Origin of the sequence: Rhabdothermincola salaria (assembly GCF_021246445.1) — a bacterium.
Taxonomy (GTDB): Bacteria; Actinomycetota; Acidimicrobiia; order Acidimicrobiales; family Acidimicrobilacustridaceae; genus Rhabdothermincola_A; species Rhabdothermincola_A salaria.
Genome location: NZ_JAJQXW010000005.1, coordinates 235777 through 259389, shown reverse-complemented (window position 1 = coordinate 259389; position 23613 = coordinate 235777). Strand labels below are relative to the sequence as shown.

Annotated in this window: 23 protein-coding genes; 15 read left to right on the top strand and 8 right to left on the bottom strand. The window is 72.6% G+C overall.

What is annotated here, in order from left to right; translation table 11 throughout:
- Nucleotides 1-169: 169 nt before the first annotated feature.
- A complete protein-coding gene (locus LUW87_RS17850) occupies nucleotides 170-1495 on the bottom strand; it encodes a serine hydrolase domain-containing protein (protein ID WP_232672556.1) in 1326 nt (441 codons plus the stop codon).
- 144 nt (nucleotides 1496-1639) lie between these two features.
- Between LUW87_RS17850 and LUW87_RS17845 the strand changes: the two genes are divergently transcribed.
- Complete coding sequence (locus tag LUW87_RS17845; RefSeq protein WP_232672555.1) at nucleotides 1640-1933, top strand: hypothetical protein; 294 nt, start codon at nucleotides 1640-1642, stop codon at nucleotides 1931-1933.
- Nucleotides 1934-2317: 384 nt separating this feature from the next.
- On the top strand, nucleotides 2318-3157 hold the full coding sequence (locus LUW87_RS17840; RefSeq protein WP_232672554.1) for an LLM class flavin-dependent oxidoreductase: 840 nt from the start codon (nucleotides 2318-2320) through the stop codon (nucleotides 3155-3157).
- Nucleotides 3158-3227: 70 nt separating this feature from the next.
- Here LUW87_RS17840 and LUW87_RS17835 read toward each other — a convergent pair whose 3' ends face one another.
- Nucleotides 3228-3914 (bottom strand): nitroreductase family protein, encoded by a 687-nt coding sequence (locus LUW87_RS17835; protein WP_232672553.1) that lies wholly within the window; start codon nucleotides 3912-3914, stop codon nucleotides 3228-3230.
- Between the two features lie 52 nt (nucleotides 3915-3966).
- On the opposite strand from LUW87_RS17835, the gene LUW87_RS17830 reads away from it, so the two are divergent.
- Nucleotides 3967-4410, top strand: coding sequence for an acyl-CoA thioesterase (locus LUW87_RS17830; RefSeq protein ID WP_232672552.1), 444 nt, complete (start codon nucleotides 3967-3969; stop codon nucleotides 4408-4410).
- Between the two features lie 9 nt (nucleotides 4411-4419).
- On the opposite strand, the gene LUW87_RS17825 is transcribed toward LUW87_RS17830, so the two are convergent.
- Nucleotides 4420-4776 (bottom strand): ArsR/SmtB family transcription factor, encoded by a 357-nt coding sequence (locus tag LUW87_RS17825; RefSeq protein WP_232672551.1) that lies wholly within the window; start codon nucleotides 4774-4776, stop codon nucleotides 4420-4422.
- A 167-nt stretch (nucleotides 4777-4943) separates the two neighbouring features.
- Between LUW87_RS17825 and LUW87_RS17820 the strand changes: the two genes are divergently transcribed.
- The 3 genes from LUW87_RS17820 to LUW87_RS17810 are packed head-to-tail and all read left to right on the top strand — an operon-like array spanning nucleotide 4944 to nucleotide 6821.
- Complete coding sequence (locus tag LUW87_RS17820) at nucleotides 4944-5420, top strand: ArsI/CadI family heavy metal resistance metalloenzyme (protein WP_232672550.1); 477 nt, start codon at nucleotides 4944-4946, stop codon at nucleotides 5418-5420.
- A 1-nt stretch (nucleotide 5421) separates the two neighbouring features.
- On the top strand, nucleotides 5422-6537 hold the full coding sequence (gene arsB, locus LUW87_RS17815; protein ID WP_346742591.1) for an ACR3 family arsenite efflux transporter: 1116 nt from the start codon (nucleotides 5422-5424) through the stop codon (nucleotides 6535-6537).
- On the top strand, nucleotides 6534-6821 hold the full coding sequence (locus LUW87_RS17810) for a CC/Se motif family (seleno)protein (RefSeq protein WP_232672549.1): 288 nt from the start codon (nucleotides 6534-6536) through the stop codon (nucleotides 6819-6821). The genes arsB and LUW87_RS17810 overlap by 4 nt, the downstream gene beginning before the upstream one ends.
- Here the strand turns inward: LUW87_RS17810 and LUW87_RS17805 are convergent.
- The 5 genes from LUW87_RS17805 to LUW87_RS17785 form a co-directional block, all read right to left on the bottom strand.
- Entirely contained in the window at nucleotides 6806-8752 is a 1947-nt protein-coding gene (locus LUW87_RS17805; protein ID WP_232672548.1) for a flavin-containing monooxygenase, read from the bottom strand. The genes LUW87_RS17810 and LUW87_RS17805 overlap by 16 nt on opposite strands.
- Nucleotides 8753-8990: 238 nt before the next feature.
- Nucleotides 8991-10622 (bottom strand): RNA polymerase sigma factor, encoded by a 1632-nt coding sequence (locus LUW87_RS17800; RefSeq protein WP_232672547.1) that lies wholly within the window; start codon nucleotides 10620-10622, stop codon nucleotides 8991-8993.
- 49 nt (nucleotides 10623-10671) lie between these two features.
- On the bottom strand, nucleotides 10672-11022 hold the full coding sequence (locus LUW87_RS17795) for a hypothetical protein (RefSeq protein WP_232672546.1): 351 nt from the start codon (nucleotides 11020-11022) through the stop codon (nucleotides 10672-10674).
- Between the two features lie 244 nt (nucleotides 11023-11266).
- Entirely contained in the window at nucleotides 11267-11872 is a 606-nt protein-coding gene (locus LUW87_RS17790; RefSeq protein WP_232672545.1) for a hypothetical protein, read from the bottom strand.
- 133 nt (nucleotides 11873-12005) lie between these two features.
- The gene (locus LUW87_RS17785; protein ID WP_232672544.1) at nucleotides 12006-12728 is read right to left on the bottom strand and encodes a hemerythrin domain-containing protein; all 723 of its coding nucleotides are present in this window, start codon (nucleotides 12726-12728) and stop codon (nucleotides 12006-12008) included.
- A gap of 174 nt (nucleotides 12729-12902) precedes the next feature.
- Here LUW87_RS17785 and LUW87_RS17780 point away from each other — a divergent pair, with 174 nt between their 5' ends.
- The 9 genes from LUW87_RS17780 to LUW87_RS17740 all read left to right on the top strand — a co-directional run bounded on the left by LUW87_RS17780 (nucleotide 12903) and on the right by LUW87_RS17740 (nucleotide 23562).
- Nucleotides 12903-13376: a pyridoxamine 5'-phosphate oxidase family protein gene (locus tag LUW87_RS17780; RefSeq protein WP_232672543.1), complete on the top strand. Its 474-nt coding sequence runs from the start codon at nucleotides 12903-12905 to the stop codon at nucleotides 13374-13376.
- Complete coding sequence (locus LUW87_RS17775; protein ID WP_232672542.1) at nucleotides 13373-14767, top strand: GAF domain-containing protein; 1395 nt, start codon at nucleotides 13373-13375, stop codon at nucleotides 14765-14767. Before LUW87_RS17780 ends, LUW87_RS17775 begins: the two co-directional genes overlap by 4 nt.
- 49 nt (nucleotides 14768-14816) lie before the next feature.
- Nucleotides 14817-16907: a molybdopterin-containing oxidoreductase family protein gene (locus LUW87_RS17770; protein WP_232672541.1), complete on the top strand. Its 2091-nt coding sequence runs from the start codon at nucleotides 14817-14819 to the stop codon at nucleotides 16905-16907.
- A 145-nt stretch (nucleotides 16908-17052) separates the two neighbouring features.
- Nucleotides 17053-17787, top strand: coding sequence for a hypothetical protein (locus tag LUW87_RS17765; protein ID WP_232672540.1), 735 nt, complete (start codon nucleotides 17053-17055; stop codon nucleotides 17785-17787).
- 1 nt (nucleotide 17788) lies between these two features.
- Nucleotides 17789-19417: a hypothetical protein gene (locus LUW87_RS17760; RefSeq protein WP_232672539.1), complete on the top strand. Its 1629-nt coding sequence runs from the start codon at nucleotides 17789-17791 to the stop codon at nucleotides 19415-19417.
- Nucleotides 19418-19517: 100 nt separating this feature from the next.
- Nucleotides 19518-20270 (top strand): SDR family NAD(P)-dependent oxidoreductase, encoded by a 753-nt coding sequence (locus LUW87_RS17755; RefSeq protein ID WP_232672538.1) that lies wholly within the window; start codon nucleotides 19518-19520, stop codon nucleotides 20268-20270.
- Between the two features lie 234 nt (nucleotides 20271-20504).
- Nucleotides 20505-21512: an LLM class flavin-dependent oxidoreductase gene (locus LUW87_RS17750; protein WP_232672537.1), complete on the top strand. Its 1008-nt coding sequence runs from the start codon at nucleotides 20505-20507 to the stop codon at nucleotides 21510-21512.
- 117 nt (nucleotides 21513-21629) lie between these two features.
- Nucleotides 21630-22940: a cyclic 2,3-diphosphoglycerate synthase gene (locus LUW87_RS17745; protein ID WP_346742599.1), complete on the top strand. Its 1311-nt coding sequence runs from the start codon at nucleotides 21630-21632 to the stop codon at nucleotides 22938-22940.
- 10 nt (nucleotides 22941-22950) lie between these two features.
- Entirely contained in the window at nucleotides 22951-23562 is a 612-nt protein-coding gene (locus tag LUW87_RS17740) for a DsbA family oxidoreductase (RefSeq protein ID WP_232672535.1), read from the top strand.
- The last annotated feature ends 51 nt before the right edge of the window (nucleotides 23563-23613 follow it).

The window sequence follows — 23613 nt, the reverse complement described above, 5'->3', positions numbered from 1 at the left end:
CACCGTGAACACCGGCATGATCATCCAGGGTGCCCCGATCGGGGTCAACACCACCGGCCAGGAAGCCGAAGGACCCCACTGCGTAGGAGCCGGATCCCACTGATCCTCGGGGTGGGCCCCGTGCCCACCCCTTCTCCTCACCGACCCGTGGGGCGCACCGGCGGCTGGATCAGCGGGCCGGTTGCGGGTGGAAGGGGTTGCCCAGCGCCTCCGACACGCCCACGAACACGCGGGTGGCGGGGTTCGAGCACGGCAGCGCCCGTGGGTCGCCCTGCAGGACGGGGGACTCCTCGCAGTCACCCGAGGCGATGTCGCTGTTCACGGCGACGATGACGGTGGTGTCGTGGGTCGTGTCGTGGAACACCGACGTGTTGAAGCCCGGCAGCTCGCCGGTGTGGCCGACCCACCCGCCGATGCAGCCCAGGGCGATGCCGTAGCCCGCGGGGGCGGGGAAGCTCTCCAGGCGCTCCGTCTGTGACTCCGGCGAGAGCAGGCCCTGGCCGGTGACGAGGGCCCGTCCGTACGTCAACAGGTCCTCGACGGTGGAGATGATGCCCCCGGCGGTGAAGGTCCACGACGGGTTCCAGTTGGTCGCGTCGACCGGTTCCGGCGGGTCGGTGTCGACCCCCTGCAGGGTGAAGCCCCGGGGATGAGGGCTGGGCAGCTCCGGTGACTCGCCGGGCCACGACGTCCCCTCCAGGCCGAGCGGCTCGAAGATGCGCTGCTCGAACACCTCTCCGATGTCCTGACCGGTCACCTGCTCGACGACCAGGCCCAACAGCACGGTGTTGGTGTTGGAGTAGTTGAACTGCTCGCCCGGATCGAAGATCGGCGAGGCCGCCAACCCGATCTCGACCAGCTCCTCGGGGGCGTAGACGGTCTCGGGGGCCGCGAAGTACGCGTCGACGAAGGTCTCGTCGGTCGTGTAGCTGGCCACCCCGCTCGTCATGTCGGCCAGGATGCGCAACGTGATCTCGTCGCCGTTGGGCACACCGTCGACGTAGTCCGAGATCGGGTCGTCCAGGGAGAGGAGCCCCTCCTCGGCCAGCTGCATGAGCGCCGTGCCGGTGAAGGTCTTGGTGACCGACCCCACCCGCTGGTGCATGTCGGGAGACATCGGCACGCCGGCGTCGGGATCGGCATCGCCGTAGGTCTCGATCCACGTGCCGTCGGGGGTGCGCACCCCCACGATGGCACCGGGGGCGGCGGCCTCGGCGAAGGAGGCGGCGGCGGCCGCGTCGAGCTCGGCGACGAGGTCCTCGGGGAGCGGCTCGGTGGTGGACGCCTCGCTCGGCGGGGTGTCGACGACCGTGGCGACGTCGGCCACGCACGGGTCGGTCTCGGCGGCGGACCCGGCCTCGGCGGACGACGCGTCCGTCGTCGTCGAGCCGGCGGCGTCGTCGTCGTCGGAACCGCAGGCCGTGGCGATCAGGGTGCCGGACAGGAGCAGCGCGGCCACCCTGACCCAGTGGCGACGGGGACGAGTTGGGATCATCGGTGGCGGCTCCGTTCGATCGACTGAAGCGGCGAAGGTACTCCGTGCCGAGGGACCGGGCGTGACACGAGGCACGCGGGCACCGCGTCGCTCCGGCTCGGGGATCCCGGGACCCCTGGCCGCCCGGGCAGTAGCGTTCGCGCCATGGGCTGTTGCGCAGGCGCCGTCGTGCTGGCCGGGGCTCCGCGCCTGGCCATCGTCATCCTCCTCATCTTCACCGACCGCCTCACCGTGGCGTTCGAGTCGTTCTGGTTCGGGCTCATCGGCTTCTTGCTGTTGCCGTTCACCACGGTGTTCTTCGCCCTCGCCTACTCCGAGGCCGATGGCGGTGTCACCGGCATCGGCTGGGTCTTCGTGGTCATCGGGCTGCTGCTCGACCTCAGCTCGTACGGCAGCGGTGGCTACAGCCGCCAACAGCGCGACCGGGTAGCCGCCTGAGCCGCGACATCTTGCTCCGGTCGGCAAGCCTCCCTCCGCCGGCTTCGCCGAAACGCGGGGCCCTGGCTGAGGCTCCGTCGCTGGCGCTCCTCCGCCTGTTGCGAGTCGGCTGACGGCCTGCGCCAGCAACTCGGGGCCGAGTGGGTTCCGGGGGGTGGCCCGCACCACCGGTTCTGACGCGCGCACGGGAGCGAGTGCGGCTCGGCGGGCGCCGCCTGCGGTCGACGAAGGGTTCGTCGACCCACGCCCGAGCTCGACGTAGCCGCCGCTCTGAGCGACCGAGCACGTCAGGTTCTGGTGCGGGACAGGACCCGCCGGGACCCCGAGGACCCGAACCCTCAGCGACGAGGGCGCCATGGGCAGGGCCTGGGTAGGTTCGGCGGCATGGACGTGGACCTGCTGCTCGATCCGTTCGGCGCCCGTTGGAACGACATGCGCACCGCCGCCCAGCTGGCCGAGGAGCTCGGTTACGGCGGGATCTGGACCTGGGACCACCTGGCCGGCCAGGCTCACGGCGCCGATGGGGTGCTCGAGTGCTGGACGATCCTGTCGTCGCTCGCCGCGGTCACCGAGCGGGTCATGCTCGGCCCGCTCGTGCTCAACGTGGCCAACCGTCGCCCGGGCCTGCTCGCGACCATGGCCGCCACGCTGCAGGAGGTGTCCGACGGGCGTCTGCTACTCGGCATCGGCGCCGGCGGCGGCGAGGGCACGCCCTACCCGCCCGAGCAGACCGCTCTCGGGGGCGAGGTCCCGTCCAACCCCGTGCGGCGTCGCCAGCTCGAGGAGACCGTGCAGGTGATCCGACAGGTGTGGACGGGTGCGGTCGAGCCGTGGGAGGGCGAGCAGTTCCACCTCGGTCGGGCGCACGGGTTCCTGCGGCCCGATCCCCCGCCGCCGGTGATCGTCGGGGGCTTCGGTCCCCGCACGCTCGAGCTGGCCGGTCGCATCGGCGACGGCCTCAACACCCAGGCCCGCCACCCCCGGCTGGCCGAGCTCGTCGACGTGGCCCGCCGAGCCCACGCCGACGCCGGCGGCGATGCCGAGGCCTTCCTCGTGACCGTGTTCGCCAACTTCGACCCCCGTTGGGCCACGCCCGGCCACGAGGAGCACGACCGGCTCCAGGCCGTCGGTGTCGACCGGTTGATCCTGCAGCTCTCGCCGCCCTACGACCACACGGCGATGACGGAGCTGGCCCGGCAGCTGCCGCCCCACGACCCGCGTTGAGCAGCGGAGGCCCGCGGAGCCGGCGTACTGCAGCGGCTCATGGCCATGGCTGCCGGCCGGAACCGGCGAGTCACTGCAGGACGGGACCCTCGAAGTCGTCGACGGTGGCGAAGGAGCCGAGCGGCTCGCGCCGCAGGCGGGTGGGCTGGTGCACGGGGCGCCCGAGCGCCACGACCGCCGCCAGGGCCATCGGCTCGGGTGCGCCCAGCAGCTCTTTGACCTCCCCTTCGACCCGCCCGTGGATCGTCGTCATCACCCCGCCGAGCCCCTCGGCGCGGGCGGCGAGCAGCACGCTCCACACGAACGGGTACAGCGACGCGCCGGCCACGAACGTGTAGCGGCCCTGGTCACGATCGGTGCCCACCAGCCGGGACAGGTCACCGAAGACGGCCATGAGCACCGGCACCTGGTCGAGGTGCTCGGCGAACCCGGGGCCCTCGGCTCCGGCCGCCCGCCAGATCTCGGCCCCGTCGTCGATGGCTCGCCGTTCGGCGTCGCGGTCGCCGAGCGGTGACCACGGGGTGAGGCCGGCCGCGCCCATGGCGAGGTAGTCGTACCACTGCTCGAGGTAGAGGTCGCGGAGCCGTCGCCGCCGTTGCGGATCTTTGACGACCACCACCTGCCACGCCTGCCGGTTGCCGCCGTTGGGCGCGAAGCGGGCCGTGTCGAGGACCCGGGCCACCACCGCGTCGGGCACGGCCTCGTCGGTGAACTGGCGCACGGCGCCCGTGGTGCGCAACGTCTCGATGAGGTCCATCCCCCGACGGTAGGCGTCGGGGAGCCGAGCACGGGCGGTAGGTTCGGCCCCTGTGCGCCTGTCACTGGACCCTCCTCTCGACCCGAGCGCGTACGCGTTCGCCCACCGCCTCCGGACCCGGTTCGCCGAGACCGACGCCATGGCCGTGGTGCACCACTCCTCGTACGTGCTCTACCTCGAGGAGGCCCGGGTGGCATGGCTGCGCAGCCTCGGCCACCACTACCAGTCAGTGCGCGACGACGGCATCGACTTCGCCGTGCTCGAGGCGTACGTGCGCTACCGGGCTCCGCTGGCCTTCGACGAAGAGGTCACCGTCCACCTGGGCATCGGCAAGCTCACCCGGGCCACGTTCCAGGTCGGCTACCTGCTCACCGTCGACGACGCCGTGCGAGCCACGGCGGTGACCGTGCACGGGTGCGTCACCGCCGACGGCCGGGCCGCCCGCATGCCCGACTGGCTGGCGGACTTCGCCCGGCTGGGCGACCGCCTCTCCTGAGCCGGCGGGTCAGGGACCCGAGACGCCCAGGGCCTGGCGCACCAGGTCGAGCCGTTCGGGGACCAGCTGGTACCAGGCCCAGCGACCGCGCTTCTCGCGGGTCAGGAAGCCCGACTCGACGAGGAGCGAGAGGTGGTGCGAGACCGTGGGCTGGGACCGCTCGAGGGGCTCCACCAGGTCGCAGGCGCACATCTCGCCGGCGGGGGCGTTGGCCACCAGCGAGAGGGCCCGGAGCCGGGCCGGATCAGCCAGGGCCTTGAACAGCTCGGCCAACTCGACGGCCTCGGCTTCGTCGAGGCCCCGGCCGACCACCGGGGTGCAGCACTCCGCCGGGGCGACCTCGGTGCCGACCGCTTCGTTCCCCACGCTGGACCTCCTCGGTCGGGCCGCTCGTCTCGGCGACACGACCATCGCTCGCCCTGGACTCCTGCACTCGGCGCGGACGGCGCCGACGTATTGACACTTGTCGATATGTTTGCGAGAGTGACGACCAATCGATGAACATCGATGAGTCTACCTCCAGGAGCCCACACATGTCCCGTGTCCAGCTGGCCCTCAACGTGACCGACGTCGACGCCGCCGTCGACTTCTACGCCAAGCTCTTCGGCACCGAGGTGGCCAAGCGCAAGCCCGGCTACGCCAACTTCGAGATCGCCGACCCGCCGCTGAAGCTCGTCCTCATCGAAGCGGCCGAAGGAGGCTCGCTCAACCACCTGGGCGTCGAGACCGAGCTCGCCGACGAGGTGCTCGCGGCCGAGTCCCGCCTCTCCGACACCGGGCTCGAGACGACGGGCGTCGACGACACCATGTGCTGCTACGCCACCAAGACCGAGACCTGGGTCACCGACCCCGACGGCGCCAAGTGGGAGTGGTACGTGAAGACGGGCGACGCCGAGGAGATGACCAACCGCTCGCTCGGCGAAGGCGACGCGTGCTGCGCCCCGTCGTCGGCCCCCGAGCCGGTCGCGGTCGCCGCCGCGGGCTCGACCGACAGCGCCTGCTGCGGCTGACGTGTCCGACCACGACCTCGAGCCGAGCCCACCCCCCGGTCCGGCCGCCCCCGAGCCGGCCGAGGCCGCCGGCGGGGGCGGGCTCGGGGTCTTCGGCCGGTACCTGACCCTGTGGGTGGCGCTGGCCATCGTCGCCGGCGTCGCCCTCGGACAGTTGGTGCCCGCCGTCCCCGAGACCCTCGCCCGCTACGAGTACGCGTCGGTCTCGCTCCCGGTGGCGGTCCTCATCTGGGCGATGATCTTCCCGATGATGGTCCAGGTCGACTTCGGGGCCGTCGTCGGCGTCCGTCGCGAACCGGTCGGGCTGGTGGTCACGACCGGCGTGAACTGGCTGGTCAAGCCCTTCACCATGTACGCCATCGCCTGGGTCTTCCTGCTGGTGGTGTTCTCGCCGTTCATCGACGAAGCCCTGGCCCGGGAGTACCTGGCCGGCGCCATCCTCCTCGGGGCGGCGCCCTGCACGGCCATGGTGTTCGTGTGGAGCTACCTCACCAAGGGCGACCCCGCCTACACGCTCGTGCAGGTGGCGGTGAACGACCTGGTGATGCTGGTCGCCTTCGCCCCCATCGTGGTGTTCCTGCTCGGCATCTCCGACATCACCGTGCCCTGGGACACCGTCCTGCTCTCGGTCGCCCTCTACATCGTCATCCCGCTCGCCGCCGGCTACGCCACCCGCGTGCTGCTGATCCAGCGACGAGGCCAGCGCTGGTTCGACGACGTCTTCCTCACCCGCATCGCCCCCGTGACCCCCGCCGGGCTCATCGTGACGCTCGTCGTGCTCTTCGCGTTCCAGGGCGACGTCATCCTCGACCAGCCCTTCCACATCGCGCTCATCGCCGTGCCGCTGACCATCCAGACCGTCGTCATCTTCTTCTTGACGTACGGGGTCTTCTTCAAGCTCCGCACTCGTCACGCGGTGGCCGCCCCCGGCGCGCTCATCGGTGCCAGTAACTTCTTCGAGCTGGCCGTGGCCGCCGCCATCGCCCTGTTCGGGCTGCAGTCGGGCGCCGCGCTCGCCACCGTCGTCGGGGTGCTGGTGGAGGTGCCGGTCATGCTCTTGTTGGTGCGCTACGCCAACGCCACCCGTTCGGCCTTCCCGGCCACCCGCACGTCATGAGGCTCACCGTCTCGGCTCGGGCGCGCCACCACCTCGGCGACCGGGCGCTCGTGCTGCGGGCGGCGCACCGCAACGGTTGCTGCGGCGGCTCCTCGGACGTGCCCGTCGCCGAGGTCGGCACGCCTGGGGATGTCGCCGACTTCGAGCACGTCCGCGTGGGCGATCTCGACGCCTACGTCGACCGGCGCCTCGGCGCGGCATCGGGCTGGGTGGTCGACCTCGACCGGTTGTGGCGCTGGTCGAGGCTCCGGGTCGAACCGGACGACGATCAGGCCAGCACGTAGTCGTCGGGGTCGACGGCCCGCGTCCACTCCCAGTAGGTGGGGATGGGCCACGGCGACAGCGTCCACACCTCGCCCTCGGGGTTCTTGAAGTGGCTGTGCTTCACGGAGGGGTGGGCCCAGACCATCTGGCTGATCTCGCTCTGGTAGTGCTCGGCGTAGGCGTCGTGGACGTCCTTGCGCACCTCGATGGTGCTGGCCCCGGAGGCCAGCACCTCGTGGATGGCGCTCATCACGTAGTTGATCTGGCACTCGGACTGGAAGATGAGGCTGGCGCCGTGGGCCAGGTTGGTGCCGGGCCCGTAGACCGAGAAGAGGTTGGGGAAGTCCGGGATGGTGATGCCGAGGTAGGCCTTGGGCCGGTGACCCCACCGCTCGTGGAGGTCGACCCCGTGGCGCCCCACCAGGTGGATCGGTGACAGGAAGTCGTTGTGGCGAAAGCCCGTGGCGTAGCAGATGACGTCGGCTTCGTGGAGGCGACCGTCGGCGGTCACGATGCCCTCGGGCACGATCTTCTCGATGCCGGTGCGCACCAGCTCCACGTTGGGCTTCTTGAGGCACGTGAGCCACGACCCGTTGTCCTGCAGCATCCGCTTGGCCGAGGGCGGGTACTCGGGGATGCACGTCTCGAGCAGGTCAGGATGGTCCTCGAGCTGCGAGGAGATCCACTGCCCGAACAGGTCACGGGTCATGGCGTTGCGCTCGCTGATGCTGCGCCCGCCGTCGTCCCAGTCCGGATCCACGCGGTTGTGCTCGTTGGTGAGACCCGACGCCGGATAGAACATGAGGAAGCGGAACCACCGCCCGTAGAAGGGCAGGTGGCGCATGGCCCAGGCGTCGCCCTCGGGCACCTGGCGGTGGTAGTTCATGTTGGGGAACATCCACTGCGGCGTGCGCTGGAACACGGTGAGGTGCTCGACGTCGTCGGCGATGGTGGGGGCGATCTGGAAGCCGCTGGCCCCGGCGCCGACGAGGGCGAAGCGGGTGCCGGTGATGTCGAGGTCGTCGGGCCAACGGGCCGAGTGGAACGAGGGGCCGGCGAAGTCGTCGCGCCCGGGGATGTCGGGCAGGTGGGGCAGGTTGAGGGCGCCGACGCAGCTGACCACGAAGCGGGGGTCGAGGTGCTCGATGGTCCCGTCGGGGGTGCGGACCTCGACGTCCCAGCGGTCGGTCGACTCGTCGAACCGGGCGGCCACCACCTCGGTGCGGTACCGGATGTGGGGTTCGAGGTCGTACTTGTCGACCACCCGCCGGAAGTAGTCGCGCAGCTCGGGCTGCTGGCAGTAGTACTCGCTCCAGTGGTCGGCCGGCTCGAAGGAGTAGCAGTAGAAGTGGCTGCCGATGTCGACGCGGGCGCCCGGGTAGCGGTTGTCCCACCAGGTACCGCCCGGCCCGTCGGCCTTCTCCACGATGGTGAAGGGGATGCCGGCCTGGGACAGGCGGATGCCGGCGAGGATGCCCGCCTCGCCGGCGCCGATCACCACGGTGTGGGCGGCATCGCGCACCTCGGCCGGGATCTCGTCGCCCCAGGTGATGGCCCCGGCGTCGGCGCCGTCGAGGTGGAGGTCCTCGGAGAAGAGGGGCACGACCGACTCGTCGACCGGGGCCGCGGCCAGGAACGCCATCATCTCGTGGATGAGCTCCGGCGAGGGCGGGGGCGGCAGCTCGCAGCCGCCGTCGCGGAAGGCGGCGATGGCGGGGAGCGCTCGGCGGCGGACCTCCGCCTTGTCCTCCTCGCTCATGTACCCCTGGTGCTCGTTGATCATGGCGCCCTGCGGTCGCAGGTCGCCCCTGATCCACGAGGGGTCGCCGGTCATGTGGACCAGCGAGCACATGAGCGCCGGGATGCTCACGTCCTCGAGGGCGGCGGCGATGGCGTCGTCGTCGTCCGTGAACGGCTGGCCGGCGTGTGGATTGCGAGTTCCCCCTGTCACGGCGTTGCACCGTAGCGGCCACCGGACGGGGGTGCCGAGCGCCGAGCTCCCGCGCAGAGGTCCGGACCCGGGACGAACCGGCGTGGCGATCAGGCGAAACGGTCGGCCCACCAGTCCGGACCGTGGTGGGATACGCGTAGGCGTAGAAGACCGGCGTCGGCGCCTCCGGATCCCGAACCACAGAAGTGGCGGCCGACTCGGCCCGGTGGGACGTGACCCTACCGAGCGACCGGCCGCGTCACGGGGCCGTGGCGACCGCCGAACCACCCGGTCCGGTCGCGGTGAGGGTCCATGTGCCGCTCGGTGTCAGGGCGCACGCCGTCGCCGTGCCATCGGGGCCGCCGGCGACCGGTCCGACCGCGTCGGGACTGGTGACGGTCACCGCCGTGGCCCCCGTCGTGGCCCAACTCACGGCGAAGGGGAACTGGCCCGGGGCGCACGACCCGGGTGGCGCCGTCGGCGTGGCCACGAAGCCGTCGACCACCGGCGGAGGCGGCGGAGGAGGTGGGGGTGGGGCGGGCGGAGCGGTGGTGTCGGGGGTGGGCGGCACCGGGCCGGGCGGAGCCGGTGAGGGCGGGACCCGTGGCGCGTCGGTCGGAACGGGTGCGACGGGGGCCTCCGGGGTCGACACGTCCGTCGTCGGGTCGAACTCGATCACCAGCTCGGGCTCCCGCGCGGGTGGGGCGGTGCTCGATGGCTGGGAAGCCGTCGACGTGGACCCGGGCTCGGAGGCCGCGACCACCTCGACCTCGTCGTCGCCGCCGGAGCGCAGCGCCCAGAGCACACCGCCGGCCAGCACCAACAGCAGCGCCACGACGGCGATGGCGGCCCGGGACGATCTCGGTTCGCCCGACGGCGGGTCTCCGACACCGACCGATGGCTCGACCCCGACGGTGGCGGGAGAGGCGAGGGCGGTGGTGCTGTCGCGGTCCGGCGCCGGCGCCTCGGCGACCGGACCGGGGTGCCCCTCGCCCGCGCCGTGGTCGCCGTCGACCGAGAGGTCGGCGTCGGGGGCGCCGGCGCCTTCCGTGGCCGCCGGCTCCACGGGGACGGCGGCGTCGGGGCCGAGAGGCACACCGGCCTGGCGCAGACCCTCGGCCACCTGCTCGCGCAGCCCGACCCCGATCGGCAGCAGCGGCACCGAGGCGAACAGCGCCTCGGGGGCGAGCACCGCGGCCTGTCGGTCGGCACAGTCGTCGCAGCGCTGCACGTGCCGGCCGACCACCTTCACGGTGGCCGCCGAGAAGCGCAGGGCATCGGACCGACGCAGATCGGCCGCCAACTCCGGGCAGGCGGGGTCGCCGCCCTTGAACAGCACCCAGGCGCGTATCCCCGAGGCCAGGCGACCCTTCATGCGGAAGAGCAACTGGTGGGCGTTGTTGGGGGTGACGCCCAGGGCCTCGGCGATCTCACCGGCATCGAGCTCGTGGCGCAGGTGGAGGTCGAGGATGCTGGCATCTCGCTCGCCCAGGGCCGCCGCCGCCGCCCACACCAGCTGCTGCTGGTCGCGGGCGGCGACGTCAGCGGCCACGTCGCCACCCGCCTCGAGCTCGGCCAGCACCGGTGACTCGTCCTGGTCGACGGCGATGCTGCGCCGCTCCCGTTCGAGGCGGTTGAGCGCCTTGTTGCGACTGGTGCGCAGCACCCACCCCCCGAAGGCCGACGGGTCGCGGAGCGTGCCCAGCTGACGCCAGGCCACCAGGAACGTCTCCTGGGCGACCTCGGCGGCCGTGTCGTCGTCGCGCACGATCCGGCGAGCCACGTCGACGCAGGGGGCGAACCACCGTCGAAAGAGGGTGGTGAAGGCCTGCTCGTCGCCGAAGCGAGCGGCGAGCACCAAGTCCGGGTCGTCGTCGAAGCGTCGAGCCATCGTCAGCCAGCATCACACGGACCGGCGAGCAGGGGGAGGGGGTCCACGTTCAGCCGGTGAAGGTGGGACGCACCACGACCGGGACGGCGGCACCGTCGTCGACCTCGGGGCCACCGTCGTCGACCTCGGGGTCGCCGGGGTCGCCGGGGTCCTCCGGGTTCGGGGCGAGGTCGCAGGTGGCGAGGAACGGGTGGCACTCGGGCTCGGTCGTCGGGGTGGTGAGGTCGTCGGGACCACCGAAGCCGGGATCGTCCGGCCCGTTGCCGCCCGGGGCCAGGTCGGTCGGCCCGGGATCCGGCGCGGGGGTGAGGGCGTAGACGGCCGTGCTGGAGCCGGCGAGGCCCACGGTGAGGGCGGTGGCGGCGACGATGCGGAGGGTGCGGGTGCGGATGCTGGTCATCGGATCTCTCCTCTGGGTGAGGGCCGGCGTCTCCGGCCCGTCACCCCTCCTGACCGTCGAACGCCGAGGTCCTTACGCGCGCTCGCGGCTTTCTTCTCGCGATGTCGCGGCGCGCCGCGACATGCATCCGTACCTCACCGCCAGGGCGATGCCCGGTCGTCGATCTCTCGGTCCACGCGACGAGGCCCGGGGCGTCGCCCCGGGCCTCCTCGTCGGCGCGGCGGCCGTCCGCGCACGAGCAGCGTCAGGCCACGACCTCGACCTCGCCCCACATCCCGTGGGCGAAGTGCGGAGCGCCACCCTCCACCTGGGGCGGCCCGTCGGAGGTGGCGGCGGCGGCCAGGTACTCGGCCGGGTCGGCGCCGGTGGGGATGGCGCAGATCACGAGGTAGCGACCGGGCTCGGTGAAGGTCCCGTCGCCGACCGCAGCGATCTGGGGCGCGCCGGCCTCGGCCAGCAGCACCATGGTCGGCTCGGCCCCGGCGAGCAGACCGCCCAGGGCCGAGGGATCGGCCATGAGCTCCTCGGCGGTGCGGGTCTCGTCGTCGGGGAGGCGGAACGCCACCAACTCGTGGAGCTCACGGCCCGCGTCGTTGACGAGCGTGACCTGGGTGCCGACGGGCACCTCCTCGGGCAGCCCGTCGAAGGCGAAGTCGGTGGCGACGACCTCGACGGTCCGCCCGTCGGTGCTGGTGGTCGTCGAGGTCGCAGCTTCGCCGCTGGGTTCGGCCCCGACCTCGTCGGACGTGTCGTCACCGCACGCCACGGCGCCGAGGCCGAGCAGGACCACGACAGCCAGGGCCGAGAGGGTGCGAGAGGGGCGACGAGAGGGAGCGATGGTCGTGGACATGAGGATCTCCTCGGTGGGGGAAGGGTGGGGTGTCGAAGTGACGGTACGAAGCGGTCGGACACGGGGACATCCCAGTTCCCTGGGGAGTTCCCGTCCGGCCTGGCCGGGGGTCACCGGACGCTGCCGGCGAGGATCAAGCGACGCCGAGACGGCGGGAGACGGCACGAGCCCCGGCCGGTTCGAGGACGCTGCGCACGAGGCCGAGCACCGCCTCGAACGCCTCGGGGGGTGCGCTCTCCCGCATGCCGGTCAGCAGCTCCACGCGGTCCTCGACGTTCATCGCCGGGACCATCACCGCCAGGCTGGCCATGAGCTCCTCGGGGGGCATCGGGCCCACGATGGCCGCGTGGATGGCCACCACCGCCTCCGCCCCGACGGCCTGCTCGAGGGCCGGCATGACGACCCGCTCCTCGAGGTCCTGGTGGGCCAGGTACTCGGAGGTGAAGGCGGCCAGCTCCACGTGGAGCTGGTGCACCCGGAGGCGCTGGTGGTGGTCGGGGGCCACCCGGGCCACCTGGGCGATCTCGGCCAGGCGAACCATGCGGCCCTCGAGGCCGACGTGCTCTCGCGCCACCCGCTCGGCCAGGTCCGGGAGCTCGATCTCGAGCACCGGCTGGATGGCGCCGTCCTCGTGCTCGGCGTGTTGCCCGAGGAAGCGCACGAGGTCGTTCACCTGGGCATCGAGTGCGGTCCGGCCGGCGTCGTCGGCGGGATCGGCCCGACCGGCGTCGAGGGTGGCCGCGAACAGCTCGGCACGGATCCCCTTGTGGATGTCGCGGTACAGGTCGACGACGATCGGCGCCAGGTCCGACGGGGCGGGGACGGCGGTCGCCGACGGGGATGCGGTGATGGTCATGGTGGTCTCCTTCGAGGTGTCGACACCGCCGGGGTGGCCGGTGCCGGGGTTCGTCGGAGCCATCGTGAGGGTTCGGCGCGTGCGGCGTTGCTCAGAGATCCGGCGCGAAATGCTAAGAAAAGCCCACGATCGCTACTCGGTCGCTCACTCAACCGACGAAAGGCCCGACGCGCCGTGTTCGACCCCGACACCAGGGCGTTGCTCGAGGGCGGCGCAGCGCTCATCGTGGCCACGGTCGGCCCCGACGGCCTTCCCCACGCGGGCCGCGGCTGGGGCCTCGTCGTGCTCGACGACGACCCCGACCGCCTGCGGCTCCTGGTGAGCGGCGACGACCACGCGTTGTGCCGGCAGCTGGGCGATGGTGGAGCCGTCGCGGTGACCGCGGCCGACGTCCCCACGCTCCGGTCGGTGCAGCTCAAGGGTCGCTCGCTCGGCATCGAACCCGCCGGGCCGGCCGACTTCACCACGGCGGAGGCCTACATCGACGCGCTGTTCGCCGACATCGAGACCGCCGACGGAGCCGCTCGGCCGATCCTCGAGCGTTGGCGCCCACGAGCGATCGTCGCCTGCACGGTCGCGGTCGAGGATCGCTTCGACCAGACCCCGGGTCCCGACGCCGGTTCGCCGCTGTCCCCGGTGCGCTCGTGAGCACCCCGTCGAGAGACGTCTCCCTCGCCGATCTGGCGATCTGCTTCGAGGGCGGGGTCCCCGCAGTGATCGCTACCGCCGCGGCCGACGGGACACCGAACGTCACCTACCTGTCGCGGGTGCGGATGGTCGACGGCGAGCGGGTGGCGCTGTCCAACCAGTTCCTCTCCAAGACCGCCCGCAACCTGGCCGAGAACCCCCATGCCAGCGTGCTGGTGCTCGACCCCCGCAACTACGACGAGTACCGCCTCGCCCTCGTCTACGAGCGAACCGACCGGCGGGGACCGGTGTTCGACCGGCTCCGGGAGGACGTCGACACCATCGCCGCGCTCAGCGGCATGCAGGACGTGTTCCGTCTCCGTGCGGCCGACATCTACCGGGTGGTCGCCGTGGAGCACGTGCCCGCCGCCGTGCACCTGGTCGAGGGCGCCTGCCCCGAACCCGCGCCGCTCGCCGAGGTCGAGCTCGGCGCCGTCGCCGAGCTCACCGGGCGGCTGGCCCGGTGTGGCGACCTCGATGCGCTGGTCGACGCCACCGTGGGAGGCCTGTCGGCGGTGCTCGGCTACGACCACGTCGTCCTGGCCCTCCACGACGAAGAAGGCGAGCAGCTCTACACCATCGCCAGCCACGGCTACCCCGACGAAGGCGTGGGTTCGGAGCTGGCCCTGGGGGAGGGCACCATCGGCCTGGCCGGTCAACGATGCGCACCGGTCCGCATCGGGAACCTGGGGCAGATGGGCAAGTACGCCCGCACGGTCCGACGCTCCTTCGAGGCGAAGGGTGAGGACCTGAGCGGACCGATCGTGCCCCTGCCCGTGCTCGACGACGCCGAGAGCCAGCTGGCCGTCCCGCTGCAGGTGCTCGGCCAGCTCGTCGGGGTGCTGGCCGTCGAGAGCCGCGACAAGGTGGCGTTCGGTCCGGCCGACGAGGCCGCCCTGGCGGTCGTTGCCGCCGTGGTCGCCGCCGGCATCGAGGCCGCCCGAGCGGAGGCCCGGGACCACCCGGAGTCCCCGAGTCGCCCCTCCGCCGCGAACCGACCGGCCCCGGGCGCCTCGGGCACCCCCGTCTCGGTGGTCCGGACCTACGCCGCCGACGGCAGCGTGTTCGTGGACGGCGAGTACCTCATCAAGGGCGTTGCCGGACGCGTCCTGTGCTCTCTGCTGCGCAGCCACGAACGCGACGGGCGCACCGAGTTCACCAACAAGGAGGTGCGCCTCGACCCGTCGCTCGAGCTCCCCGAGCTCCGCGACAACCTCGAGAGTCGGCTCATCTTGTTGAAGCGCCGCCTCGACGAGCGCTCGGCGCCGGTGCGCATCGAGAAGACCGGGCGCGGCCGCTTCCGCCTCGTGGTCCGGCACCCCGTGGCGCTCGAGGTCAACGACAGCACCTGAGCGCACGTCACGAGCGGGCCCAGGAGCCGCCTCGCGCGACACTGCCCGGATGACGGTCGACGATGGCGACGGCGACGTGGCCCCCGACGAACACCGCACGTTCTGTCGGATCTGCAACGCCATGTGCGGTGTCGTCGTGCGCACCGAGGGCGACCGCGTGCTCGAGGTGCGAGGCGACCCCGAGCACGCCCTCTCACGCGGCTACAGCTGCCCCAAGGGCCGGGCCCTCCCGGCGCTGCACCACAGCCCGCAGCGGCTCGACCGCCCCGAGGTGGGCAGGGGCTCCGCCCGCCAGGCGGTCGGCTGGGACGCGCTCCTCGACGACCTGACCGCCCGCATCACCGCCACCGTGGACGAGCACGGCCCCGACGGCGTGGCCATGTACCTGGCCAGCGGGTCGGCCTTCGACAGCGCCGGGCGGCGGGCCGCCGAACGCTTCCTCGGCGCCCTCGGTTCGCGCCAGAAGTACACCGCCACCACCATCGACACGCCATGCAAGCCCCTCGTGGCCGAGCTGGTCGGTGGATGGAGCGGGCTGACCCCCGTGTGGGACCACGAGCGCAGCCGGCTCCTGGTGCTCTTCGGCAGCAACCCGATCGTCTCCCACGGCCACTCCAACGCCATCCCCGACCCGGTGAACCGCTTGCGGGAGCACCGATCGCGCGGGGGCCGGCTGTGGGTGGTGGACCCCCGCCGCACGGAGACCGCGGCACAGGCCGACCACCACCTGCAGGTGCGACCCGGCACCGACTGGCTCGTCCTGGGGTGGCTGGTGCGGAGGCTCCTGGACGACGCGGAGGTGCGGGCGGACGCGGAACGCCGGGCCGCGGGCATCGCCGAGCTCGCCGCTGCGCTCGTCGGCTTCGAGGACGGGCTGGTCTCCGGGGCCACCGGCCTGGCCGCGGAGGATCTCGCCGGGCTCCTGGCCGCCGTGCGAGAGGCGGGGCGGGTGAGCGCGCTCACGGGCACCGGCACCTCGATGGCGGCCACGGCCAACGTGACCGAGCACCTCCTCTGGGCCCTCCACGTGGTCACCGACTCCTACGACCGACCCGGCGGCATGTGGTTCAACCCCGGGCTGCTCTCCCGGTTGGACACCCGGCAGTGGGAGGCGTCGAGCGGCGCGCCGGGCCCCGGCCCGCCGTCACGGCCCGAGCTCCCCCATCGCTTCGGCGAATGGCCCTGCGCCGGGCTGGTGAGCGAGATCGAAGCGGGCCACGTGGGCGCACTGATCGTCGTGGGCGGGAACCCGGTGACGGCCTTCCCCGACGTCGCCCGCACCCGCCGGGCGCTGGCCTCGCTGCCCACCCTCGCCGTGCTCGACGTGGTGGCCACGGAGACCACCGAGCTGGCCACGCACGTCCTGCCTGCGGTCGACCAGCTCGAACGGGCCGACGCCACCTGGCTGCTCGACACCTACCAGCTCGCGGTCGCCGGCCAGTTCACCGAGGCGGTGGTCGCACCGACCTCAGAGCGCCGGCCCGTGTGGTGGTCGCTGGGGACGGTGGCCGAACACCTCGGGTTCAGCGCCCTCCCCCGGGGGCTGACGGTGGCGGACGCGACCGACGAGGACCTGCTCGAGCCGTTGCTCGCCCGCAGCGCCGTGGGGGCCGAGGCGATGCGGGGTGCCCGCTCGGGCATCGTCGCCTCGGGGGCCGTGTTCGGTTGGGTCCACGAGAAGGTCCTCCCCGACGGGAGGTGGCGTCTGGCCCCCGAGGTGCTGCTCGGCCAGCTCCAGGAGGCTCTGGCCGAGGCCCGCTCCCATCACGCCCCCGGGCTCGTCCTCGTGCCCCACCGCCAGCTGCGCACCATGAACTCGCAGCTGCGTGACGTGGCGGCCCCGGGTGGTCGCACCGAGGTGGTGCTCGTCATGGCTCACCCGAGCGCCGCCACCCCGATCGGACCCGACGGCACCGGCGTGACGGTGACCTCGCCATGGGGCCAGCTGACCGGCACCCTCCGAGCCGACGGTCGTCTCCATCCCGACGCGGTGACGGTGGCCCACGGCTGGGACGATCCGAACGTGAGCTCGCTGACCAGCGCCGACGAGGCCGTCGACCCCCTCACCGGCATGGTGCTGCAGTCGGGGGTCCCGGTCCGCCTCGCGGCCAGCGCACCGCCGCGCCCGCCCCAGCCGTGACGAATCCGTCGGGGCACACCCGACCGCCACGACGAGCCGATGGCCGGACCCCGGGGCGTGCACCACGTATCGTGCTGGGTGCTCCCCGCCGAGACGGCCGGCGCCGCGCGCCCGGTCGGCACGAGGAAGGCTCCCCCCACCCCAGATGACCGCGGACGACCCAGGACAGGACCGCCCGGCGGATCCTCCGCGCCGGTACATCCCGATCTGGCTCCTACCGCTGCTGATCGGGGTCATCACGATCATCGCCGGCATCTTCACGTGGCGGGCCGGCCAGCTCGGCTCGACGGCTGCGTACGAGGATCGTCAGTCGGTGGGCCAGACGATCGTCCAGCAACAGCAGGCGACCGAGGTCGCCCTGGCGGCCATCACCGATGCCGTGGCCTACGTCCGCTACGTGGCCGCCTACGCCGAGGCCGACGCCATCGACGCGCTGCTCCCGACCCTCCGGGACCAGGGCGCCGACGATCTCGCCGACACCTTCGCCACCCAGGCCGACGAGCAGAGGGTCGCCGCCTCGGACCTGGCGTACGCGTCCGGGCTGTTCGGCGAGCAGACGTTGTTGACCCAACTCGTGGCCGCTCCGGACGATCCCCTGTCGTTCGACCTCGACGCACAGATCGAGGTGCTCCAGGCCGAGGTGACCACCGGGCTCGCCTCGCCGGGCGTCCCCAACCCCGACGATTGGGCGGAGCGAGCCGACGACACCCGCGACCGGGTTCGCAACCTTCGCTGGGCCACGCTGCTGCTGCTGGTCGCGGTGGTCTTCTACACCGCGGCCCAGCTCACCGATCGCGTGCTCACCCGCCGCGTGGGCACCGCCCTGGGTTCCACCCTGGCCCTGACGGTCGTCGTGACCACGGTGGTCACGGTCTTCTGACATGGCGACGCCACCGGACCCCACCGACTCGGCGGCCCAGGAGCCCGAGGTCCACGACCGCACCGAGGCGCGCTACCGGCGCGGGGTGGGCATCACCCTCGCCGTCCTCGCCCTGCTCGGTGGGTGGATCGCGGTGCTGGCCACCGACGCGGGGACCAACGAGTCGCGCACGACGCGCCAAGCCACCCGCCTCGCCTCGGAGTCCCAGACGGCCGCCGTCGTCGACCAGGGCGTGAAGGCCGGCATCGATCAGACAGAGGCCGAGATGAAGGTCTTCGCGTCCCGGCCCGGCTTCCGCCTGCCCGAGATCGCCGCCGAGGAGGGGGCCATCACCCTCGACCCCGACGCCGAGCAAGGCCGGGTCGAGGAGGCCACCGCCGTCGTCGAGCGCGCGCTCACCGGCGACGCCGTCCGCGCCACCGAGATCAGCGAGGAGGCTCGTGCTCTCGCCCTCGAGCACAAGCAGCTGGTCGCCGAACGGATCACCTGGAACAACCGGGCCTCGCAGTACGAGACGGTGCTGACGACGCTGGCGGTGGCCATCTTCCTCGTCGGCTTCACCATGGTGGTGTCGCGGGGCCTGCGACCCCCGTTCGTGGTGCCCGGCATGATCCTGGCGGTGTTCTGCTTCGGCTGGGCGATCCAGATCTACCTCAAGCCCATCCCCGACGTCGCCCCCGAGGCCATCACCTCCAGCGCCACGGGCCAGGTCGCGCTCGACGAGGGCCGGGCGACGGATGCCGTGGCGGCGTTCGCCGACGCCGTGACCGCCGACGACGGCTACCAGATCGCCCACCGGGGCCTCGGCCTGTCCACGCTGGTGGAGGCCAATCCGGACCTCCTTCGCACGTTCGCCATCACCGACAACGACCCCGACCTGCTGCGGACCACGGCCGCCCAGCTCGAGGTGGCGCTTCGCGAAGGCGGCGACGAGGACCCCACGACCGTGGCCACCGCCGCCCTCGCCACCCTCGTCGGCGCCGACTGGGCCCGCACCGCGGAGCTGCTCGAGCTGGCCATCGGGGAGAACCAGCGCACACCCGGCCTGGCCCTCACCCGCTCGGCGGTGGCCATCGCCGAGGGCGATGCGGCCACGGCCGAAGAATGGCTCCGCCGAGCCCTCGAGTTCATGGCACCCCTCGCCGGTTCCGACGTCGATCGTGCTCTGGCGGCCCAGTACCTCACCGCCCTCGAGTGGGTCGAGGACCGCGCACCCGAGCAGACCGACCTCGTCGAGGAGTTCCGGGCCCGCAGCATGCGCTTCGTCGCCGAAGCCCGAGCCGACCAGACCCCCGGCGTCGACCTCGCGCCGGCCGGAACACCGCCGCCCGACGCATCGGTCACGATCGAGACCCTCGCCTTCGCCGACGACCGCACCACCGTCGAGCTCGACATCGCCGGCGTCGGGGACGACGACCAGGTCATCATCGCCATCTACGAGCGGCCCGCTCCCGGCGCATCGTGGATCCAGCCCTCCGAGCTCTTCTACGTGGGCCTGCCCACCGACGGGCAGGGCATCACCTTGAGCACGCCACGTGCCTGCGCGCCGGTGGAGTACCGGGTCGATCTCTACGTCGACGGCGTGTCGGCGGCGACCGCCACGGCACCCGGCACCACCGCCACCTGCTGAGCAGCGCAGCCGCCCGGCCGGGCCTGGCCGCCGGTGACCGCGCCGTGTGTGGGAGCGTGCCCCCGGTGACGGCGACCGGCGCCGTCGAGGAGGAGCGACCATGACCCTCGCCCAGCCCGGCATCGACGTGGACCTCAGCGGCAAGGTGGCCATCGTGACCGGCTCCGGTCGCGGCATCGGCCGAGCCATCGCCCAGGCCTACGCGGCCGCCGGGGCCTCCGTGGTCGTGGCGGCCCGCACCCGGTCGGAGATCGACGGCGTCGTGGCCGAGATCGAGGCCTCGGGGGGCACGGCCCGGGCGGTGCCGACCGACGTCGCCGACCCCGAGGCCCTGGCGGCCCTGGTCGACACCACCGTCGAGACCTGGTCCCGTCTCGATCTGGTGGTCGCCAACGCCGGCACCGTCACGGCCCGACGGCCCGGCTCCCCCATCGACGACTTCGCCGACGTGCTCGCCGTGAACCTCGTGAGCGTGCACGCCCTGGCCCGCCTCGCCGAACCCCACCTGGGCGAACGGGGAGGGAAGTTCGTGGTCATGGGATCGGGGGCCGGGCGCCAGCCCTTCCCGGGCGCGGCGGGCTACTCGGTGTCCAAGGCGGCGGCCGCCATGCTCGTGCGGTGCCTCGCCGTCGAGTGGCGCGAGGCGCGCATCGCCGTCAACGAGCTCGTGCCCGGGCCGGTCCACACCACCATGGCCGCCGGCATCACCGATGCACCCGGCCTCCCCGCCGGGGTCCGCCTCGACTGGCACAAGACGCCCGACGACGTGGTCCCCCTGGCCCTCTTCCTGGCCGGCCTCCCCGACGACGGCCCCAGCGGCCAGACCTTCAGCTTGCTGGGACGCGACCTCTGACCCCCCCGTCCGAGGGACCCGCCCCCGGTCGTGGCCTGGCAGGCTGCATCCGTGCGGATGACCGGCCGGGTCAGGCGAGAGGAGCACAAGCTCCCACCGACGGCTGGCCCCTCGCCGCCGCCGGCTCATGGCGATCGAGGCGACCGGCGGATGCCGCAACGGCCGCCGGTAGCCTCGGATCCGCACCCCCGAGCGCGCGTCGAACCCGACCACCACTACGCAGAGGTCCTTCCCGTGGCAGTCCCCCTCTCCCTCCTCGACCTGGCCTTCGTCGGCAAGGGCCAGACCCCGAGAGACGGGTTGGCCGGCAGCGTGGCCCTGGCCCAGGAGGCCGAACGCTGCGGCTACGAGCGGGTCTGGTACGCCGAGCACCACAACATGAAGGCCATCGCCTCGTCGGCCACCAGCGTGGTGATCGCCCACGTGGCCGCCCACACCGAGCGGATCCGGCTGGGTTCGGGCGGGATCATGCTGCCGAACCACTCACCGCTCACCATCGCCGAGCAGTTCGGCACCCTCGAGACCCTGCACCCCGGCCGTATCGACCTGGGGCTCGGTCGGGCCCCCGGCACCGACCAGGTGACCATGCGGGCCCTACGCCGCGACCATACGTCGGCCGACTCCTTCCCCCGCGACGTCCAGGAGCTGCAGGGGTACCTCGGCGACGAGAGCCGGGTGCCGGGCGTCGAGGCCGTCCCCGGCCAGGGCACCAAGGTCCCCATCTACATCCTCGGGTCCTCGCTGTTCGGGGCCACCCTGGCGGCCGCCCTCGGGCTGCCGTACGGCTTCGCGTCGCACTTCGCGCCTGCGGCCCTGGAGGAGGCGGTCGCCGTCTACCGCCGCGACTTCCGGCCCTCCGACCAGCTGGCCGAGCCCCATGTGATCGCCGGCATCAACGTCTTCTGCGCCGACAGCGAGGCCGAGGCCGCGGCCCAGCGCCAGGTGGTCGCCCGCAGCCGTCTCTCGCTGTTCTTCGGTCGCGGACGCACCTTCACCGACGACGAAGCCGACGCCATCCTGGCCTCCCCGCAGGGCCGCCAGCTGCAGGAGATGATGCGCTACACGGCGGTGGGGACCCCCGCCCAGGTCAAGGAGCAGCTCGAGGCCTTCACCGAGCACGCCCGGGCCGACGAGCTCATGGTCGTCCACCAGGCCCCGACGCTCGACGCCCGGCTCCACTCGGTCCGCCTGCTGGCCGAGGTGTGGGGGCTGGCCGGCGTCGGCGCCGGCGCCGGCGCCTGAACGCCCGACGGCTGCGGCCCGCCACCCGTCAGGGACCATCGGCGGGCGCGGTCGGCCGACGGCCTCTGTCGACACACACCTCGGGCATGGTGGAGTGAGCCCGTGCGACTGGTGATCATGGGTGCCGGAGGCCGGGACTTCCACGACTTCAACGTCCTCTACCGCGACGACCCCGATGTGGAGGTGGTCGCCTTCACCGCCACCCAGATCCCGGGCATCGACGACCGCCGGTATCCCGCTGCGCTGGCCGGTCCCCGCTACCCGCACGGGATCCCCATCCGACCGGAAGCCGAACTGCGCGACATCATCGAGCGCGAGGCGGTCGACGAGGTGGCCTTCTGCTACTCCGACGTGGCCCACGTCGACGTGATGCACCTGGCCTCACGCGTCCTCGCCACGGGCGCCGGATTCCGGCTGCACGGGCCCCGTCGCACCATGCTGCAGGCTCGGGTCCCGGTCGTCGCCGTGTGTGCCGTGCGCACGGGGAGCGGCAAGAGCCCGGTGAGCCGCCGGGTGGCTCACCTGCTCGAGGCCGCGGGCCTCCGGACGGTGTTGGTCCGCCACCCCATGCCCTACGGCGCTCTCGAACAGATGGCCGTGCAGCGTTTCGCCACCCTGGCCGACATCGACGCCGCCGACCCGACGATCGAGGAGCGTGAGGAGTACGAGGCCCCGGTCCGCGAGGGTCTGGTGATGTGGGCGGGGGTGGACTACGAGGCGATCCTGCGGGGCGCCGAGGAGGAGGCCGACGTCATCGTGTGGGACGGCGGCAACAACGACCTGCCCTTCGTGCGACCCGATCTGCTCGTCACGGTCGTCGATCCCTTGCGGGCCGGCGACGAGCTCGCCTTCCACCCCGGAGAGGCCAACCTGGTGATGGCCGACGTCGTGGTGGTGAACAAGATCGACGTGGCCACCCCGGACGACGTCACGACGGTCCTGGCTCACGTGGAGGCCGTCAACCCTGCCGCCACGGTCATCCGGGCCGGCTCACCGGTCACCCTCGGTGAGGGACCGGAGCTGGCCGGGCGCCGGGTGCTCGTCGTCGAGGACGGACCCACGATCACCCACGGCGGCATGCCGTCGGGGGCCGGGCTGGTGGCGGCCCGCGCCGCCGGTGCGACCGATGTCGTCGAGCCCCGCCCCTTCGCCGTGGGTTCCCTGGTCGACACCTATGCCCGATTCCCCCACATCGGACCGGTGCTGCCCGCCATGGGCTACGACGTCGCCCAACGGACCGACCTCGAGGCGACGATCGCAGCCGCCCGCTGCGATGTCGTCGTCTCGGGCACCCCGATCGACCTGACCCGCGTGGTGCGGGTCGACGCGCCCGTCCGTCGAGCCAGCTACGAGCTGCGCGAGGTCGGCTCGCCCGAGTTGGCGGAGGTCCTCGTCCCCCTCGTTGCCCGAGCCCGCGCCGTCGGGTAGGAGAATCCCCATGATCGAACTCTTCGCCGACGTCATCTGCCCCTTCGCCCACGTCAGCCTCTGCCGCCTGGCCACCCGCCGCGAGACCGACGGTCGACAGGACGTCGGCATCGTCGTGCGGGCCTGGCCGCTCGAGATCGTCAACGGCGAGCCGTTCGAGGCCGACAAGATCGCCGAGGAGATCGACGTGCTGCGCGACAGCGTGGCCCCGGACCTCTTCACCGGGTTCGACCCGGCGGCGTACCCGTCCAGCTCGATGCCGGCCCTCGCCCTCACCGCCGCGGGGTACGCGGCCGACCTCGTCGTGGGTGAGCGCATCGCCTTCGAACTGCGCGAGCTGCTCTTCGAGCAGGGGGTCGACGTCGCCGACCCCGCCGTGCTGGCCTCGGTGGCCGACCGCCACGGCCTCCCCCGCGAGGTCCTCGGCCAGTTCGGCCCCGTGCACGACGACCTGGCCGAGGGTCGCCGCCGGGGGGTGGTCGGATCGCCGCACTACTTCGTCGAAGGCCGCGACGTGTTCTGCCCCAGCCTCGACGTCTCCAAGCCCGAGGGCTCCCTACGGGTGCGCTTCGACGTGGAGCACTTCGACGCCTTCTGCGAGACGGCCTTCGAGGCCCGCTGACCGCCGCGCCCGCCCCGGTCGCCGGCCGGCTCGGGTTCCCCGTCACGGTGG